A 16,131-nucleotide genomic window follows, 5' to 3' on the forward strand; every position below is an offset into this window, starting at 1 on the left:
GAAACGCCCGGTCCCATTCCGAACCCGGAAGCTAAGGCCCACAGCGCCGATGGTACTGCACTCGGGAGGGTGTGGGAGAGTAGGTCACCGCCGGACAACCATTACAAGGGAAGGCCCCGCCAACGACGGCGGGGCCTTCCCCGTTTAACCACCAAAACACTGTGACCCTGTCGCTGGCATGGCCCGCGGGCGTAGCATGCACGTCATGGGGGACGACGAACTGCTCCACCGCACGGCCGAACTTGCTGCCGACTACCTGCGGTCGCTGCCGGAACGCCCGGTCAAAACGGGAATGGACGTTGCCGGGCTGCGCCGGGAGCTGCTGGGCGAACTGCCGCAACGGGGCGAGGACCCGCGGAAAGTCATTGAGCAGCTAGCCTACGTTGGCGGGCGGGCCGCAGTGGCGATGGCCGGCCCGCGCTACTTCGGCTTCGTGATTGGCGGTGCCCAGCCTGCAGCCCTTGCTGCCGACTGGCTGACGTCCACGTGGGACCAGAACGCCGGACTGTATGTGGCCGGGCCGGCCGCCTCGGTGGTGGAAGAGGCCGTGGGCCAATGGCTGCTGGACCTGTTCGGACTGCCGTCGGACTGTGGCTTCGGGCTGGTCACCGGCTGCCAGATGGCCCACTTCACCTGCCTGGCTGCGGCGCGGACGGCCGTCCTGGAACGCGCTAGCTGGGATGTAGTCAGCGACGGGCTCTTTGGCGCACCGGAGATCGCCGTCGTTGTCGGAGAAGAAGCACACAGCACAGTGTTGTCCGCCCTGCAGTATCTGGGACTGGGTCGCCGCCGCATTCACTTGGTGGACACGGACGAGCAAGGCCGGATTACACTGGAATCACTCGACGCGGTGCTGGAACGGATCCCCGAGAGCGTGCCACTGATTGTGAACCTGCAGGCTGGCAACGTTAACACCGGCTCCTTTGATCCCCTCCGCGCGGCGGTGGAACGCGTACGACGGCGGGACGGCGCCTGGGTGCACGTGGACGGAGCCTTCGGGCTGTGGGCCGCGGCCAGCCCAGAGCTCCGGCACCTGGTGGACGGCGTGGAACTGGCGGACTCCTGGGCTACCGACGCGCACAAATGGCTCAACGTCCCCTACGACTCCGGGTTTGCTATTGTCCGCGACTCCGATGTGCACCAGCGCACCATGTCACCGCCGCACGCCGCCTACCTGGAATACGGGCAGGAGCGGGACGAGGTGGTCTGGGTGCCGGAGTTCTCCCGGCGGGCCCGCGGTTTCCCGTCCTACGCCGCGCTGCGGACGCTCGGCCGCGACGGAGTGGCGGACCTCGTTGGGCGGTGCTGCACACTGGCTCAACGGATGGCCGGACAACTGGCCGAAGCCGAGGGGGTCCAAATCCTGAACGATGTGGTGCTCAACCAGGTGCTGGTCCGGTTCACGCCGGAAGACGGCTACGACCCGGACGAATACACCCGGGAACTGGTTCACCGGGTACAGGACGAGGGCACGTTGTGGCTGTCCGGGACTACCTGGCACGGGATGGCGGCGATGCGGATCAGCGTCAGCAACTGGTCCACCACTGAAGAGGACGCCGACCGTAGCGTGGAGGCCATTTTGCGCTGTACCCGGTGAGGTTCGCCGCGGCGGTAGCGACCAGCGCGAGCCGACACATCGCCGTCGTACCGGCGGAACCCGCTTGGTGGCCACCGCGCTCAAGCCGTTGCACCGTCGTCGTGCCCGAATGCAACGTTCCCACCTGCGCCGATGGAGTTGACCTTAGGTAGGCTGGAAGGACACACGCCGCCAGCAACACGGGAGTGCATCATGAAAATCAGCGTCGGACAACTCAACCCCAGCGGGGACGTGACGGAGAACCTTGCCACGGTGCGATCGCTTGCAGAAGAGGCCAAGGCCGACGGCGCTGAACTGATTATCCTGCCGGAAGAGTCAATGTTCACCGTGCGGCATGTGCAGGGCGATCTGGCCGCCGCTGTGGACGCCAGCTGGACCACGTTTGTGCAGCAGCTGTCCTTCATCGCAGCCGAGGTCGGAATAGCGATCATCGCCGGCGGCTATGAATCAAGCGGCGAGGAGCGGCCCTACAACACGCTGGTGATCGTGGACTCCACCGGCCGAATTGTTGACACGTACCGCAAGCTCCACTTGTACGATGCCTTCTCCTATCAGGAGTCAAAGCGCATCAAGCCCGGTGACGGCGGCCTGAAGATCGTTCAGCTGGGCGAACTGAACATTGGCGTGCTCACCTGCTACGACCTGCGCTTCCCCGAGCTGGCGCGGGCGCTGGCCTCGCAGGGGGCGGACCTGCTGAGCGTGCCGGCCGCCTGGTTCAAGGGCGACCACAAGATCGAGCATTGGGAAACGCTGCTGCGCGCCCGCGCCATCGAGAACACCTGCTGGGTGGCTGCGGCTGGAACCTCCAGCACCAACACCGTGGGGCATTCGGCGATACTGGATCCGATGGGGATCCCGGTGGCCTACCTGGATGATGAGCCGCGCGGTGTGGTTACCGTTGACATGACCCGAAGGCGGATCGACGAGGTGCGCGAGTTCCTGCCCGTGCTCAAGAACCGACGGCTGGCCAGCACGGTGGAGATTGTCCCGGCGCACTGACGCCGAAGGACTGAAGACCCTCCAAAGGTGAGCAGTTCCGTGGCAGGAGAAGAGCTCAGGCCCCGGATTCCTCCGGGGCCTGAGCTCTTCTTGGTTGAGGCGGCTATTTACCGTCCGGTCCGGAACGACCAGTTGGTTGCTGACAGCCGGTTGCCGGAGGCATCCTTGATGCTGCTGCTCAGCCGTACCTTATAGGTGGCGTTCGCCTTCAACTTGCTCGACGGATTCAGGGTCGCCGTCTTGGTGCGCGAGTTGTAGCTGACCTTGGCCGAAACCGTCTTGCCCTTGCTGTCGACTAGCTTGAAGCTGGAGCGGCTAACTCCGGTGACTTTCTCGCTGAACTTCACCGAGACGTTGCTGCTCCGGTTGATCGACTTGGCTCCGGCTGCGTGCGTCCGCTTGGACACCGTGGGCCGGCTCTCCGTCTTGAAGCTCCAGCTGGAGGCCGCCAGGCGGTTGCCGTTGACGTCCGTGATGCCGTTGCTAAGGCTTACCGTGAAGCGGGTGCTGCTCGGCAGGATCGCCTTCGGGTCCACCGTGGCCGTGCGCTTCGCAGCGTCGTACTTGACGGTGGCCGGTACCAACTTGCCCGCGGAGGTCTTCAGCGTCACTGTGCTGGCGCTGACGCCCTTGACCGGTTCGCTGAACTTCACCGTCAGGTTCCGGTTGGTGGCCACGTTGGTGCCGTTCACCGCCGGGGTCCGTGCGGTGATGGACGGCGCGGCTTCGGTGTTGAAGTTCCAGCTGGTGGCCGGAAGGGCCTGGCCCTGCAGATCCCGGATGCCAGTGGTCAACTGCACGGTGTACCTGCTGCCGGCCAGCAGGTTGGCGTTCGGGTTGAGCGTGGCCGTCCGGGTCGTGGAGTTGTAGGTCACGACTGCAGTCACTGCCGTGCCGGCCTGGTTGGTGACTCGGAAGGTGTTGGCGTTGACTCCGGTGACCGGTTCACTGAACGTAGCGGTGATGTTGCTGTTGGTTGCCACGTTGGTGGCGTTCGCCGCCGGGGTGCGCCCAGTCACCGACGGAGCGGGTCCGGCAGTGGTGAACGTCCAGGTGGTTGCCGGAAGGGCGTTGCCCTGCAGATTCCGGATGCCGTTGGTCAACTGCACGGTGTACCTGCTGTCGGCCAGTAGGTCGGCGTTCGGGTTGAGGGTGGCCGTCCGGGTTTCAGCGTTGTAGCTTACTGCTGCTGTCACTGCTTGGCCTGCCGAGTTGGTGATCCGGAAGGTGTTGGCGTCGACTCCGGTGACCGCCTCGCTGAACGTAGTGGTGATGTTGCTGTTGGTGGCCACGTTCGTGGCATTCGCCGCCGGGGTACGTCCAGTCACCGACGGAACTTGTCCGATAGTTGTGAACGTCCAACTGGTGGCCGGAAGGGCACCGCCTTGCAGATTCCGGATGCCGTTGGTCAACTCCACGGTGTAGGTGGTGTTGTTCAGCAGATTGGCATTCGGGTTGAGCGTGGCCGTCCGGGTGAAGAGGTTGTAGCTCACTGCCGCAGCCACTGCCTGGCCGGCCGGGTTGGTTACCCGGAAGGTGTTGGTGTTGACTCCGGTAACAAATTCACTGAAGGTAGCGGTGATGTTGCTGTTGACCGCCACGTTGGTGGCGTTCGGGGCCGGGGTGCGCCCCGTCACCGACGGAACCGGTCCGACAGTGGTGAACGTCCAGCTCGTAGCGGCGAGGGCATTGCGTCCCGCGTCCCGGATTCCGTTGGTGAGCCGAACAGTGTAAACCCTGTTGAGCGCCAAGTTCGCCTGCGGGTCCAGCGTCGCCGTTCGGGTGGCCGGATCGTAGGTTACGGTGGCGGCGATCGGGGCTGTAGCTCCCGCGGCCGTCAAGGTTACCGTTGTGCCGGAGACCCCGGTAACGGCCTCGTTGAAGGTTGCCGTGATGTTGGTCCCCACCGGCACATTAGTAGCTCCGGGAGCCGGCGCGCGTTCCGTCACGGTGGGGGCTACCTTGTCGGTCAGATCAATGGTCTGATCCGTGAACCGGAGGCGCTCGACGTTGGTGATGGTGTCGGTGCCGTCGTCCCCGGTGCCCCGGACATGGGCCACGGTGGTGACTCCACCGACGGTGGTGATGTCGTATTCATCGAATTCGCCGGAGAAGTTGGCGGTGTCGATGTCAGTGGCGGCCGCGCTGTTGAGGATTTCCCGCACGATGACAACGTTGCCCGGATCAATCTTGCCGGCCATGATGTCGGCCTGAATGTCCTTCAGGGTGGTGACGGTTTTCAGTTCCGTGCCCTGGTCGTCGCGGACACTCAGCCGGACGTTCAGCCACTTGTCGCCATCAATGATGTCGTCCGCGCCGTTGCCCCAGATCTGGTCGCTCCCGCCTCCGCCGATGATGATGTTGCCAGCGCCGAATTCGGTGGCGCCTGCGGGCAGCAGATCGGCCAGGCCGGCGATCCGCTTGATTCCCTCAGCATCGAGCGTATTGGTGAGGCCGGGTACGGCGACCTCGTTGTCGGGATCTGACGGCACCACGTCATCACCGCGCAGGACGTCGTCCTTGTCCCAGCCGGAGAGGGCTTCGACCAGCAGGAACCTGTCCTTGAGGGCGTTGGGGCCCTCTACGATGATCATCCGCATGTCGGAATCGGCCGCTTCCACGGACCGTGCGTGGGTCACCCAGTCGAAGCCGTAGACACCGTGGTTGCGTTCGATACCGGGGCCGGCGACCATGATGTCGTCACCGCCCTCGGCGTCATAGTCATCCTCGCCGCTGTCGCCGATGAGGACGTCGTGGCCGGGGTTGTTGATGTCGTCGAAGAACGGTGCGCCGCTATCGCCCTGGAGCAGGTCGTTTGCGTTGCCGCCTTCCGCCCAGTCATCGCCGCCGCCGCCGAACACCGTGTCCGGGCCGTCGCCGGCCATGATGAGGTCGTCGCCCTCGCCGGCAAACGTCTCGTTGCCGTTGAGGCCGCCGTTGGAGAAGTCGTCGCCGTCTCCGGACATGATGATGTCCAGTCCGGGACCGGCGTCGATCGCGTCGTTGCCCGGCCCGCCCTTGAGCACGTCGTCCCCGTGCGAGTCGGTGATCCGGTCGTTGCCAGCACCGCCGAGGATGGTGTCGGCGCCGTCGTTGCCTTCGAGGATGTCATCGCCGCCGTTGCCCCAGATGGTGTCATTGTCGACGCCCGCCCAGATCCGGTCGGTCCCGTCGGCGCCGCCGGCGTCGTCCTTGCCGTTGTAGGTCGCCTGGGCGTTCAGGCCCGGTCGGTCCACGCTGTTGGAGACGCGGTAGCGGATGGTGCCGTCAGCCATGCGCATCAGCAGGGCGGATTCGTCACAGACCGAGGCAGGATCATCGGCGACGTTGTTGCTTCCTGCATTGCTGACGATGTTGCTCATCTCGAATTCGCAGTCCGCCACACCGAAGACATCCGCCTTGAGGGCGGCGGCATCAGTATTGCGCATCACCAGCTCGGCCATGGAGTTGCCTTCAAGCTGGGTCCGCAGGTTCAGGCCCGAGGTGCGGGACAGGTAGTAGAGCCGGTCGCCGTCCTGCAGGTCCGTCATCTGGCGTTCGAAGATGTAGTTGAAGGTGGATCCGAGCAGCCCGCCGAAGAGGTTCTGCGCCTCGGCAAGGCCTCCCACCCACAGATCAACCTTGTCCAGGCCGGTCTTGGAAGCGGCTCCCTCGTTTGCCCACTGCTCGTTGCTGTTGACGAAGTCGTAGGCATCGACCGGGGTTTCCGCCGCGGGATCCGGGCTCATATCGAAGATCTTCTGCGCGGCGGCGCGCTTGGCATCAATGGTGGTGGCCTCGGTGATGCTGGGGTGCGTGCCGTAAGCGGCCATGAAGTTGACCACCGAATCCGGGTGCTTCAGCGCCTGCCCAAAGTCAACCCAGCTGCTGTAGGGCTTTAGGGACGACTCGCTTGTTTTCGCGTACAGGTCCTTCCGGAAATTGTTGAGCGAGGGAACGCCGGTGTCCCGTCCGCGTGCGATGTTGAGCGCGGCCAGGTCGAGAGGCAGGCCGAGCACGCTGTTGCGCAGCGTGTCGGTGACGAACTCGTCGAGTTCTGCGCCCACCTGGTCGGTCATGCCCATGGCAATCGCGCCGGCGGCCTGCTCTGGCGTCATCGTGCTGTCGCCGTTGGCGTAGTAGGCGGGCGGATTAAGGAACGCGTCCAGCAGCGGGAGGCCAATATCGGCGCCGTTGTTGGTCTTCCGGTCAACCGTGTCGGTCAGCATCGAGTGTCCGAAACGGTAGGTCGCGTGCGCGAACTCCGCATGGATCGCCGGGTCGATGCCCGTGTCGGACTGGGTGAAGACGTTGAACGGATTGATGCCTGGCTGGATCTTCCGTGCGAAGTCCTCGAAGACGATGTGCTGGTACTCCATCTCCGTGACGAACCGGGCGGCCTGGAAGAGACGCTCACCGTTCCATTCGCCGTTGGGGAGCTTCCACTCGTTCAGGTCCAAGTTCAAGGACGTCAGCAGGTCCTCCATGTAGGTGACCAACCGGTTGTGCTCCGAATGGAAGACCTGGTGGACGGCGGTAAGTCCAATGTTCTCGTTCACGCGGCCGTCACCGGCGATGAAGTGCGCGTTGAGCATTTCGTCGTCGTAGGTGCCAGCGGCCTGCGGTTCGGTTGTGGGGGTGATGTCGGTGTCGCCGTCGGCTGTCAGGGCCGCGCCTCGCGAGTCGAATGGTGCCGCGTTGTGGGAGATGTCGTCCAAGAACGCGATGCCAATCCGCTGGACATTGGCGGGCGGCGCCACGGGATCTTCCAGGTTTCCTTCCACGAATTGTTTGTCCTGGGTGATGTACTGCGGCAAGCCGTTAGGGCCGCGCAGGTATCGGCCGTACTGGTCAGTGGCCAGCATCGGGATGTTCACGACGTCCTTGTCGGAGAGCTTCAGGCCGAGCAGGGACGCGGCCTGGTCCTTGATATCTGCCCAGGTCGCCATACCGCCTGGGCCGCCCTCAAGCAGTTCGCCGGTCGAGACCGGATCGCCGTTTTCGTTCAGCTCGTACTCGCGAAGGAAGACGTGGTGGGAGGGGTTCGAGGAGTACGTCTGGCTCTGGTCCACCCACGGGGAATCCGTGTTTGTGGCGTCCTGGATATCGTCCGGCGTGCCGAGCACGCCGTCGGGCCCGGGCTGGTTCTCCGCCCGGTTGAGCATCATGAAGTTCGTCTGTGAGCCCTCCTCGTACAGTGGATCGCCCGGTAACAGAGGCATCATCACGACGTTGCTCGTCTTCTTGGTGAAATCGATGCCGTGATCGAAGAACTGGCCGAACAGGGCGAAGAAGCCGTTGTATGGCGGCGAAAGCCCAAAGTCCGTGGTGACATTCGGGATGTCGAGTGTCTCGCCCTCGGGCACGCAGTCTTGGGGCAGGTTATCGGCGTCGCAGGGAACCGCCGTCGGTCCGTCGTTCACCGTCCGGTGCGCCTTGCCGGCAGCAGCGATCGCGGCCGGATTGCTGGAGGTCTGATCCACAATGACATTGCTGATAAAACGCGGGTCGGTGTCACGCATCAGCGGGACGTTGACCGACTTGTACGACTGTCCCCCGGAAGCGGTCCGCCACTCCGGTTCTGCCAGCCGCGGGAACGGCAGGCTGGAGGAACCGTAGTGCCCCTGATTGGGCACTAGGTTGTTATCAGTTCCGTCCACAGTGCGCAGCCCATAAGGCAACAGCGGATTGGCGATCTGGTTGGGCCCGGAGCCGAGGAGCGGCTGGCCCGGGACCGGCTTGCCGTTGGCATCTTCCTTGGTGGCGTGGTTCTCCGCGATCTTGATTTGCTTCAGGATGAACCTCATGTCCCCGGCATTGAGGGTCAGGCCCTGGCCCACCGGCGCTGCCAACGCCGCGGGAGCCAAGGCTGAGGGCAGCACGCCCGCGCCCAGCACCAGCGCAGCCAGCCCGGCTGTGACTTTTTGGGGGACGGATGGCTTCCCCCTTTGGGCACGTTCGGTGCCCCTCCTGTGTTTCGGATGGGCGGATTTCTTGAACATGATGACTCCCCTAGTCGTGTGATGTGTGGCTGGCCACAGCATCCGATGAGGACCTTGGGGAAATCCTTGAAGGCTTGTCCATCAGCTTCCGCGCAGCAAAAAAGCCCGCCCCGCGTCGCTGCTCTTCCAGGGGAAGGCGGGGACGAGGGACGGGCTCCTGCTGGCCGTCGCGGGCTTTTGCTGGCCGGCGGCCTCCGGTGAGCCGTTACGCAGTCAGCTGCCGCCTGGAGGAGATCACTCCGGTGTCGAAGCCGGCCAGGTGGAGTCCGCCGTGGAAGCGAGCGTGCTCAATCTTCACGCAACGGTCCATCACCACGTTCAGGCCGGCGGCCTCGGCCTTGGCCGCAACCTCCTCGTGCCAGGAGCCCAGCTGCAGCCAGATGGTCTTGGCACCGACGGCCAGGGTTTCCTCCAGCACGGTGGGCAGGTCGTCGTGCTTGCGGAACACGTCCACCAGGTCCGGGGCCTCAGGCAGGTCGGCCAGCGACTTGTATACCGGCTGGCCCAGGATCTCCTTGGCCACCGGGTTCACGAAGTAGACCTTGTACGGCGAGCTGGAGAGCAGGTACGTGGAGACGAAGTAGCTGGCCCGGCTTGGCTTGTCCGAAGCGCCGACGATGGCGATCGACTTGGTGTTGCGCAGGATGTTCAGCCGTTCGGGGGCAGACGGTCCCACCCACGTGCGTTCTGGTGTCGCGGTCACTTGGCGGCTCCTTCTTCGGCTTCGATCAGTTCTTCCACTGACTCGACCACACGGGTTCCCGGCTCCGTTCGCGCGGCACGTGCGGCCGGGATGGTGCACGACTCGCCGGCGTAGCTGGGCGAGGCGAACTCGGAGGTATCGAACGTGTCGTCCTCATGGTCGCGGCTGGGGCCGTGCTCGGCGCCGGCCTGCTGCGAGAGAGCCAGCGCTTGGTCGAGGTCCCAGAGGATATCGTCCACGTCTTCCAGGCCCACGGAGATGCGGATCAGGTCCTCGGGCACTCCGGCCGCGACCAGCTGGTCGGCGGTGAGCTGCTGGTGCGTGGTCGATCCGGGGTGCAGCACCAGGGTGCGGGCGTCGCCGATGTTGGCCAGGTGGCTGGCCAGCTGCAGCGACTCGATGAACTTCTGACCGGCCTCGCGTCCGCCCTTGACGCCGAAGCTGAACACGGAGCCCACGCCCTTCGGCAGGTACTTCCGGCCGCGCTCATAGTGCGGGTGCGCGGGCAGGCCTGCATAGCTGACCCAGGAAACCCGTTCGTCGGCTTCCAGCCACTCGGCCACCTTGCGGGCGTTGGCCAGGTGCTCGTCCATCCGCTGCGCCAGCGTTTCCACGCCCTGCAGCAGCTGGAACGCGGACTGCGCGGACAGCGACGGTCCGATGTCGCGCAGCTGCTCGGAGCGCAGCTTGGTGAGGAAGCCGTATTCGCCGAAGTTGCCCCACCAGGACACATTGCCGTAGCTGGCCACCGGCTCGGTCATCTGCGGGAACTTGCCGTTGCCCCAGTTGAAGCGACCGGACTCGACGACCACGCCGCCCAGGGTGGTGCCGTGCCCGCCCAAGAACTTGGTGGCGGAGTGGATCACGATGTCCGCGCCGTGCTCAATCGGCCGGATCAGGTAGGGAGTGCTCAGGGTAGCGTCCACTACCAGGGGGATACCGGCGTCGTGAGCCACCGCGGCCAGGCCGGCCAGGTCGGCGATGTCGCCGGACGGGTTCGCCACGATCTCGGTGTAGACGGCCTTGGTGTTCTCTCCGATGGCCGCGGCGAAGTCGGCCGGGTCGGTGGAGTCGACGAACGTGGTTTCCACGCCGAACCGGCGCAGCGTCACGTCCAGCTGAGTGATGGTGCCGCCGTAGAGCTTGGACGAGGCGACAATGTGGTCGCCCGCGCCGGCCAACGCCGCGAAGGTGATGAACTCGGCGGCCATGCCCGACGATGTTGCCACCGCGCCGATGCCGCCCTCGAGCGAGGCGATGCGCTCTTCGAACGCGGCCACCGTGGGGTTGCCGATGCGCGAGTAGATGTTGCCGTACTTCTGCAGCGCGAAGAGGTTCGCGGCGTCGTCGGTGTCCTTGAACACGAACGACGTGCTCTGGTAGATCGGTACGGCCCGCGCGCCGTGCTCGGCGTCGGGCGTGCCGCCGGCGTGCAGGGCACGGGTGCGGAAACCGAATGTGCGTTCAGCCATCAGGCAGCTCCTTCAAACTTAGGTTCCCGAGGCAATGACGGTCCTGCGGCGCGACCGGATGCGGCGGCGCCATCCGGATCAAAGATTGCTTGCGCTCTCTCCATCGCTTCTGGCGGTAGCACCTTTCCGGCGGGCCGGATGGTTGCTGCGGTGTCAAAGAGCCAGATCTCTCAACCGCTCGGGATGGTCCCGTCCATTCTCGCAACTTCCGCCGCCGCGGCCAAAATTGTTGAGCCGCGTTGCGTGCTGCCTTGCATTCCCAGTACGACGGCGGTGCCCGGCTTGGGTGCGGCGGAAACCATCTCTTTCGACCGGTCTGAAACCACTCGGTACCGGCCCCGGACTTACTCAAAGCCCCCTGGTTCGGGCACTCGTCAACCAAAGCGGCCTGCGGCCAATTCACGTAGATTGGGGTCATGGCTGACCTCACGGCGCTGCAGCGCCTCGCACAGGAACACGGCGTAGGCATTACTTTCCGCGGTTGGGACGGCGGGGAGAAGGAAGTCAGCCCGGCAACGCTGGTTTCCGTCCTCACCGCGCTGGGCGTCCCCTGCACAACGGACGACGACGTCACTACCTCCTTGAGGGCCGCGGAACTGGCTCCGTCACAAGCCACGCTGCCGCCCGCCGTCGTCATGCGCCAAGGTACTGCTACCGAGGTTCCGGTCAATGTCCGTGCCGGTAGCCGCCCGCAGGTGAGGGTTTTGTTGGAGGACGGATCGCGGCGCGCGGTGCAGGTGGTGGCCGGCGGGGCGGAGGACGCGGAGGGTGACCCGCACGTTCGACTGGCCGCCGTTGTGCCGGCTGACCTCCCGCTCGGCTGGCACACTCTGGAACTGCACGAGGCCCTGGAGGTGGACGAGCATGGCGCCGGCGGCGAGGCCTCGGAACCCTCCGGCAACTGGACGCAGTGCACGCTCGTGGTCACTCCGCAGCGGCTCACCACCGCCGACCGGCTTACCCGGACGTGGGGCTTGATGGCTCAGCTGTACTCCGTTCGCTCGCGGTCGTCCTGGGGCGTCGGCGACTTGGACGACCTCGCCCGCCTTGCCGAAACGGCCGCCTCCCAAGGTGCCGGCTTCGTGCTGATTAATCCACTGCACGCAGCACAGCCGAAGCCGCCGGTGGAGCCCTCGCCCTACCTGCCGGCGACGCGCCGATTCTTCAATCCGCTGTATCTGCGGGTGGAGGACGTTCCCGAAGCCCGCGACGTCCCCATGGTCAACAGGTTCCGGGACGCCAACCTGAACGCCGATATTCTGGATCGTGACCCCATTTTTGCCGCGAAGCTGCAGGCGCTGGAAGCGGTCTTCGCGGTGCCCAGGTCCACTGAACGGCAACAGTTATTCGAAGCCTTCCGCGCGCAGGAAGGCGAGGGGCTGGAGCGCTTTGCCTTGTGGTGTGCCCTCACCGAGACTCTCCCGGCCGGCGCGCCCGAGTGGTCCGACCCGGCGTACATCGAATCGCAGCGCACCGCGCTGAAAGACCGCATCGAATTCCACCAGTGGCTGCAGTGGCTGTGCGACGAGCAACTCGAGACCGCGCAGCGCCGGGCAATCGACGCGGGAATGAACATCGGCATCGTGCATGATCTTGCAGTCGGCGTCCACCCTTCAGGAGCCGACGCGTGGTCGTTGCAGGATGTCTTGGCCCCCGGTGTATCGGTGGGCGCGCCGCCGGACATGTTCAACCAGCAGGGCCAGAATTGGTCCCAGCCCCCCTGGCATCCCCGCCGCCTCGCCGAATCCGGCTATGCCGCCTACCGGGACATGCTGCGGACCATCCTGCGGCACGCCGGAGGCATCCGCATAGACCACATCCTCGGCCTGTTCCGGCTGTGGTGGATCCCCGTCGGCGGGCCGCCGGGCGAAGGCGCCTACGTCTATTACGACCACGAGGCTCTGATCGGCATCCTGGCGCTGGAAGCCGAACGGGCCGGCGTCGTCGTTGTTGGCGAGGACCTTGGTGTCTTCGAACCCGGGGTACAGGACTACCTGGCCGAGCGCGGCATTTTGGGCACCTCCATTCTGTGGTTCGAGTACGACGGCGCCAACCCGCGCCCGCCGGAGAGCTACCGCCGCTTCTGCCTCACCAGCGTCACCACCCACGACCTGCCGCCCACAGCCGGCTACCTCGCGGGCGAGCACGTGACGCTGCGCGAATCACTGGGCCTGCTGAACCGGCCGGTGGAGGAGGAGCGCGCCCTGGACCAAGCAGCGCAGGACTCCGTGCTCTCGCTGGTGCGCTCGCGGGTTCCGGCTGCTTCCAAGAACGACGGCGGCGTCGGCAGCGCAGCTGTACAACCCACCGTTGAGGCGCTGCACGCGTTCATCGCGCAGACCCCGTCGGTGTTGCTGGGAGTTGCCCTCACGGATGCCGTGGGGGAGCGGCGGACCCAGAACCAGCCGGGCACCGCGGACGAATATCCCAACTGGCGCATTCCGCTGGCCGGACCGCATGGCGAGCCCATTTTGATCGAGGACCTGCCCGGCAACCAGCGGTTTCAGTCACTGGCTCGCACCATGCGGGAACGGTAGGCGGGTCGGCGCGCGAACGGTAGGCGGGCCGGCGCGCGGCGTCACAAGCGGGCCAGCAGCGCCTCGCCGGTTTCTGCCCTCCGGTAGAACACTTCGCGGCCGGACCGCATGGTGGCGGCCAGGCCGCTGTCGGACATCACTTTCAGATGCTCGTTGACCGTCCCGGCGGCGAGGTCCAAGCAGCGGGCGAGCTGCGTCGTCGTCATCGGTACATCGAGTTGCGCGAGGATCTGCGCACGGGTCTTGCCGAGCAGCCGTGCGACCGGGCTGTGCGTCGCCTCGCGGCTTGCCTCCCAGAGCCGGCCGACGCCGCGCGGCGCGTACGTCAGCGTGGGCACGAACGGCCGGACGTTGAGCACCAAGGTGTTGGGCCAGACGAACGCGTTCGGCACCAGCAGCAGCCCGCCGCCGGGTTCGGGCACATCGTCCGCCTCGCAGCCGCGCATGATTTCCAGGCCGGTGGGTGTGGGACGGACGCTGGGGTGCAGGCTCTTGAACACCTCGAGGATGCCGTCGCGCGCCAGCTGGGCCAGACGGCTGTCGATGTCAGCCAACAGCAGGGAGCGCAGGCGCGGCCACACGGGTTCGATGGCGGTGCGCCAGTACCACTCGAGGGCGGCAGTGATGCGCGGGATGCCGGCGTCGATGTCTTCGGCCAACCGCTGCAGTTCCGCGCGGGCGTAGTCGGCCGGGCTTTGGCTCAGCAGGTGGGTGACATCGCGTTGCCACACCTCGGGCGGCACATCCGCGACGGCGGCGAGGCCTTCGGCGAACGTGCCTTGGTACTTCGGGGTGGGAGTGATGGAGTCAGCCAGGAAGCCCTTCGGCGGGACTAGCGCGGTGAGAAGGCGCAGGTGGTCGCGGGCTTGCGGGTCGGCCGACTCGGCGATGCGTCGCTTGGTGGCCTCGATCCATGGCCGGTGGATGGGGGTGCCTACCTGCAGGGCGCGCAAGCTGGCGACTGTTTCGCCCAGCGGCGCCGCCTCGAACCGGACCTTGGTCAGGTCCTCGCTGCTGAGCGTGATGTGCATGGAAACAGCGTAAGGTTGCCGGTCACGCCCGTCGAGGATTCGGGCTTGACCGAATCGTGGCCGGCGGGAGGAGGAGCCGCGGGCGCGAGTACGGAATCTTGACCGCGCCCGAAACCGCACCGGAGAAGGGTGCGTTTCGGCGGGCGAACGGCCCGCCGCCAGCCCGCGTCCCCAGCGCCGTTGGCAGCCGCGTTGTGAGTCGCGCCCGTTCGGGAAGTGCGCCGTCCGTCTTCCGCTTGGGGCTTATCCGAAGCTGGTCCGCTCCGTCGCTGGGCGTCGGGTTTATTCCCGATTCGGGTTCTGCCGAATCGTGGCCCTTGCGTGCCGGTGCGCGGACTCTGAAGCCATGACTACTTCAACGCAGACCCGCCACCACCTCGCTGACCGGACCTACCGCTCCGGGGCGTCCTTGATCGGCTCATCCGCGCGCCCGGACACCGCAAGCGTTCGGTCGACCTTGCCAGTGCCGGCTGACGAACCTGCCAGTCCCGATGTCTTCGGCCGGGTCCGCGCCGCGGCAAGTGCCACGTTCCATGCTCTGGCGGAAACGGCCCGCGGGCTCAGCGCCTCATGGCAAGCCAGCGCCGCCAAAGACGTCCTGATTGAGGAGCACCGCGACAAGGTCCGTTCACAGATCCATCTCTTCGGCGGACGCTACTAACTACTGGGCGCAGATATCCACAATTCAGGCCCAACAGTAGTGATGGTCGCAGGGCGCAGGCATTCTCGGTGTCATGCAGACTCCAGAAATGATCGCCGATTACGTGGCGAAAAAAGGAGGTACGGCCTCCGTCAAGGATCTGCGCAGGGCGGGCATCGGACCAGACGCGCTCAAGGCGGCTATCTCCTCCGGTACGGTGACGTCCCTCCAGCGGGGGCTGGTGGGCACAGCCCATGCGGATCCGAATCTCCGCATCGCATTGACAGCGGGTGGGCTCATTACATGTGTCTCGGCGGCTCGAGAACTCGGGCTTTGGACTATGAAGGCCCCGGACCAACTGCATTTGTGGACGGATCACGGCCGGCAGCTTGACGCCGTGATCAAGCACCGGGGCCCCCTGGTGGCCGCAGGCAGGTGGGGATACGTCGGAGTCTTGGATTGCGTGCTGCATGCCATTCGTTGTCGCCCGCGCTTGGAAGCCCTGGTCATCGCCGAGTCGGCCGTGCGGCTAGGACGAGTGCAGAAAGCACAGCTTGTGGAACACCTGCCGGGAACGCGAAATAACCTGCGGCGGCAGGTTGTGCACAGCGTAGGACATGACGCAGACTCGCCCCTGGAGGTCATTGCCCGGGACCTCTTCCACGCTGCCGGACTTCACGTGGAAACCCAGGTCCAGATTCGCGGGGTGGGGCGGGTCGACATGCTTGTGGAAGGCCGCCTCATCATTGAGCTGGATGGATTCGACTTCCACTGGGATCGGGCAACCTTCCTCAAAGACAGGAGACGGAACAACGCCGGCATGCTCAGCGGGCTGCCAACCCTCCGATACGTTTACGAAGACTTGGTTTTCTCGCCGGAACGCGTTGTCGCTGAGGTTCAAACCATGCTGCGTCGGTCGGCCTGAGTCGGGCCTGATGGTTCGCTCCCAGGCATCGGACTAACTTCCCTTGTTTTAGAACGTTTACTCTCCCCTGACTAGGGGAAACGATTTTGGCCTCCGCTCAGACGTGGGAGCGAACGGATGGTGGCTGGAGTAGCGCCGGGCGGTTGACCGGCCGCACACGAGACGGGCCCGGCGCGCCGCCCAACCCGGTGCCCGGCGCGCCGCCCAACCCGGTGCCCGGCGCGCCGCCCAACCCGGTGCCCGGGC

9 protein-coding genes, 1 rRNA gene and 1 riboswitch are annotated in these 16,131 nt (G+C 65.6%); of the genes, 6 read left to right on the forward strand and 4 right to left on the reverse strand.

Annotated elements, in window-relative coordinates; genetic code table 11:
• The 3 genes from rrf to AC5RW2_RS25385 all read left to right on the forward strand — a co-directional run.
• Positions 1-96 (forward strand): 5S ribosomal RNA (gene rrf, locus AC5RW2_RS25375); the annotation flags it as partial.
• Between the two features lie 109 nt (positions 97-205).
• A complete protein-coding gene (locus AC5RW2_RS25380; RefSeq protein ID WP_493964080.1) occupies positions 206-1,597 on the forward strand; it encodes a pyridoxal phosphate-dependent decarboxylase family protein in 1,392 nt (463 codons plus the stop codon).
• A gap of 192 nt (positions 1,598-1,789) precedes the next feature.
• Complete coding sequence (locus AC5RW2_RS25385) at positions 1,790-2,596, forward strand: carbon-nitrogen hydrolase family protein (RefSeq protein ID WP_493964081.1); 807 nt, start codon at positions 1,790-1,792, stop codon at positions 2,594-2,596.
• 107 nt (positions 2,597-2,703) lie between these two features.
• On the opposite strand, the gene AC5RW2_RS25390 is transcribed toward AC5RW2_RS25385, so the two are convergent.
• The 3 genes from AC5RW2_RS25390 to AC5RW2_RS25400 all read right to left on the reverse strand — a co-directional run bounded on the left by AC5RW2_RS25390 (position 2,704) and on the right by AC5RW2_RS25400 (position 10,752).
• On the reverse strand, positions 2,704-8,577 hold the full coding sequence (locus AC5RW2_RS25390; protein WP_493964082.1) for an Ig-like domain-containing protein: 5,874 nt from the start codon (positions 8,575-8,577) through the stop codon (positions 2,704-2,706).
• Between the two features lie 205 nt (positions 8,578-8,782).
• A complete protein-coding gene (locus tag AC5RW2_RS25395; protein ID WP_493964083.1) occupies positions 8,783-9,280 on the reverse strand; it encodes a CoA-binding protein in 498 nt (165 codons plus the stop codon).
• Positions 9,277-10,752, reverse strand: coding sequence for an O-acetylhomoserine aminocarboxypropyltransferase/cysteine synthase family protein (locus AC5RW2_RS25400; RefSeq protein WP_493964084.1), 1,476 nt, complete (start codon positions 10,750-10,752; stop codon positions 9,277-9,279). Before AC5RW2_RS25400 ends, AC5RW2_RS25395 begins: the two co-directional genes overlap by 4 nt.
• Positions 10,753-10,849: 97 nt before the next feature.
• Positions 10,850-10,942: riboswitch (SAM riboswitch) on the reverse strand.
• Positions 10,943-11,168: 226 nt separating this feature from the next.
• Here AC5RW2_RS25400 and malQ point away from each other — a divergent pair.
• Positions 11,169-13,289 (forward strand): 4-alpha-glucanotransferase, encoded by a 2,121-nt coding sequence (malQ, locus tag AC5RW2_RS25405; RefSeq protein WP_493964085.1) that lies wholly within the window; start codon positions 11,169-11,171, stop codon positions 13,287-13,289.
• 41 nt (positions 13,290-13,330) lie between these two features.
• Here malQ and AC5RW2_RS25410 read toward each other — a convergent pair whose 3' ends face one another.
• Positions 13,331-14,320, reverse strand: a complete 990-nt coding sequence (locus AC5RW2_RS25410; protein ID WP_493964086.1) for an ArsR/SmtB family transcription factor — start codon at positions 14,318-14,320, stop codon at positions 13,331-13,333.
• A 346-nt stretch (positions 14,321-14,666) separates the two neighbouring features.
• On the opposite strand from AC5RW2_RS25410, the gene AC5RW2_RS25415 reads away from it, so the two are divergent.
• Positions 14,667-14,981, forward strand: a complete 315-nt coding sequence (locus AC5RW2_RS25415) for a hypothetical protein (protein WP_493964087.1) — start codon at positions 14,667-14,669, stop codon at positions 14,979-14,981.
• Positions 14,982-15,054: 73 nt separating this feature from the next.
• Positions 15,055-15,885, forward strand: coding sequence for an endonuclease domain-containing protein (locus AC5RW2_RS25420; RefSeq protein ID WP_493964088.1), 831 nt, complete (start codon positions 15,055-15,057; stop codon positions 15,883-15,885).
• Positions 15,886-16,131 lie beyond the last annotated feature (246 nt).

This window comes from Arthrobacter sp. B0316-1-20 (genome assembly GCF_059091865.1).

Coding starts and splice junctions, on each gene's coding strand:
- AC5RW2_RS25390 (WP_493964082.1), bottom strand. CDS start 8,577: ATGTTCAAGAAATCCGCCCATCCGAAACACAGGAGGGGCACCGAACGT.
- malQ (WP_493964085.1), top strand. CDS start 11,169: ATGGCTGACCTCACGGCGCTGCAGCGCCTCGCACAGGAACACGGCGTA.
- AC5RW2_RS25385 (WP_493964081.1), top strand. CDS start 1,790: ATGAAAATCAGCGTCGGACAACTCAACCCCAGCGGGGACGTGACGGAG.
- AC5RW2_RS25410 (WP_493964086.1), bottom strand. CDS start 14,320: ATGCACATCACGCTCAGCAGCGAGGACCTGACCAAGGTCCGGTTCGAG.
- AC5RW2_RS25420 (WP_493964088.1), top strand. CDS start 15,055: ATGCAGACTCCAGAAATGATCGCCGATTACGTGGCGAAAAAAGGAGGT.
- AC5RW2_RS25415 (WP_493964087.1), top strand. CDS start 14,667: ATGACTACTTCAACGCAGACCCGCCACCACCTCGCTGACCGGACCTAC.
- AC5RW2_RS25400 (WP_493964084.1), bottom strand. CDS start 10,752: ATGGCTGAACGCACATTCGGTTTCCGCACCCGTGCCCTGCACGCCGGC.
- AC5RW2_RS25380 (WP_493964080.1), top strand. CDS start 206: ATGGGGGACGACGAACTGCTCCACCGCACGGCCGAACTTGCTGCCGAC.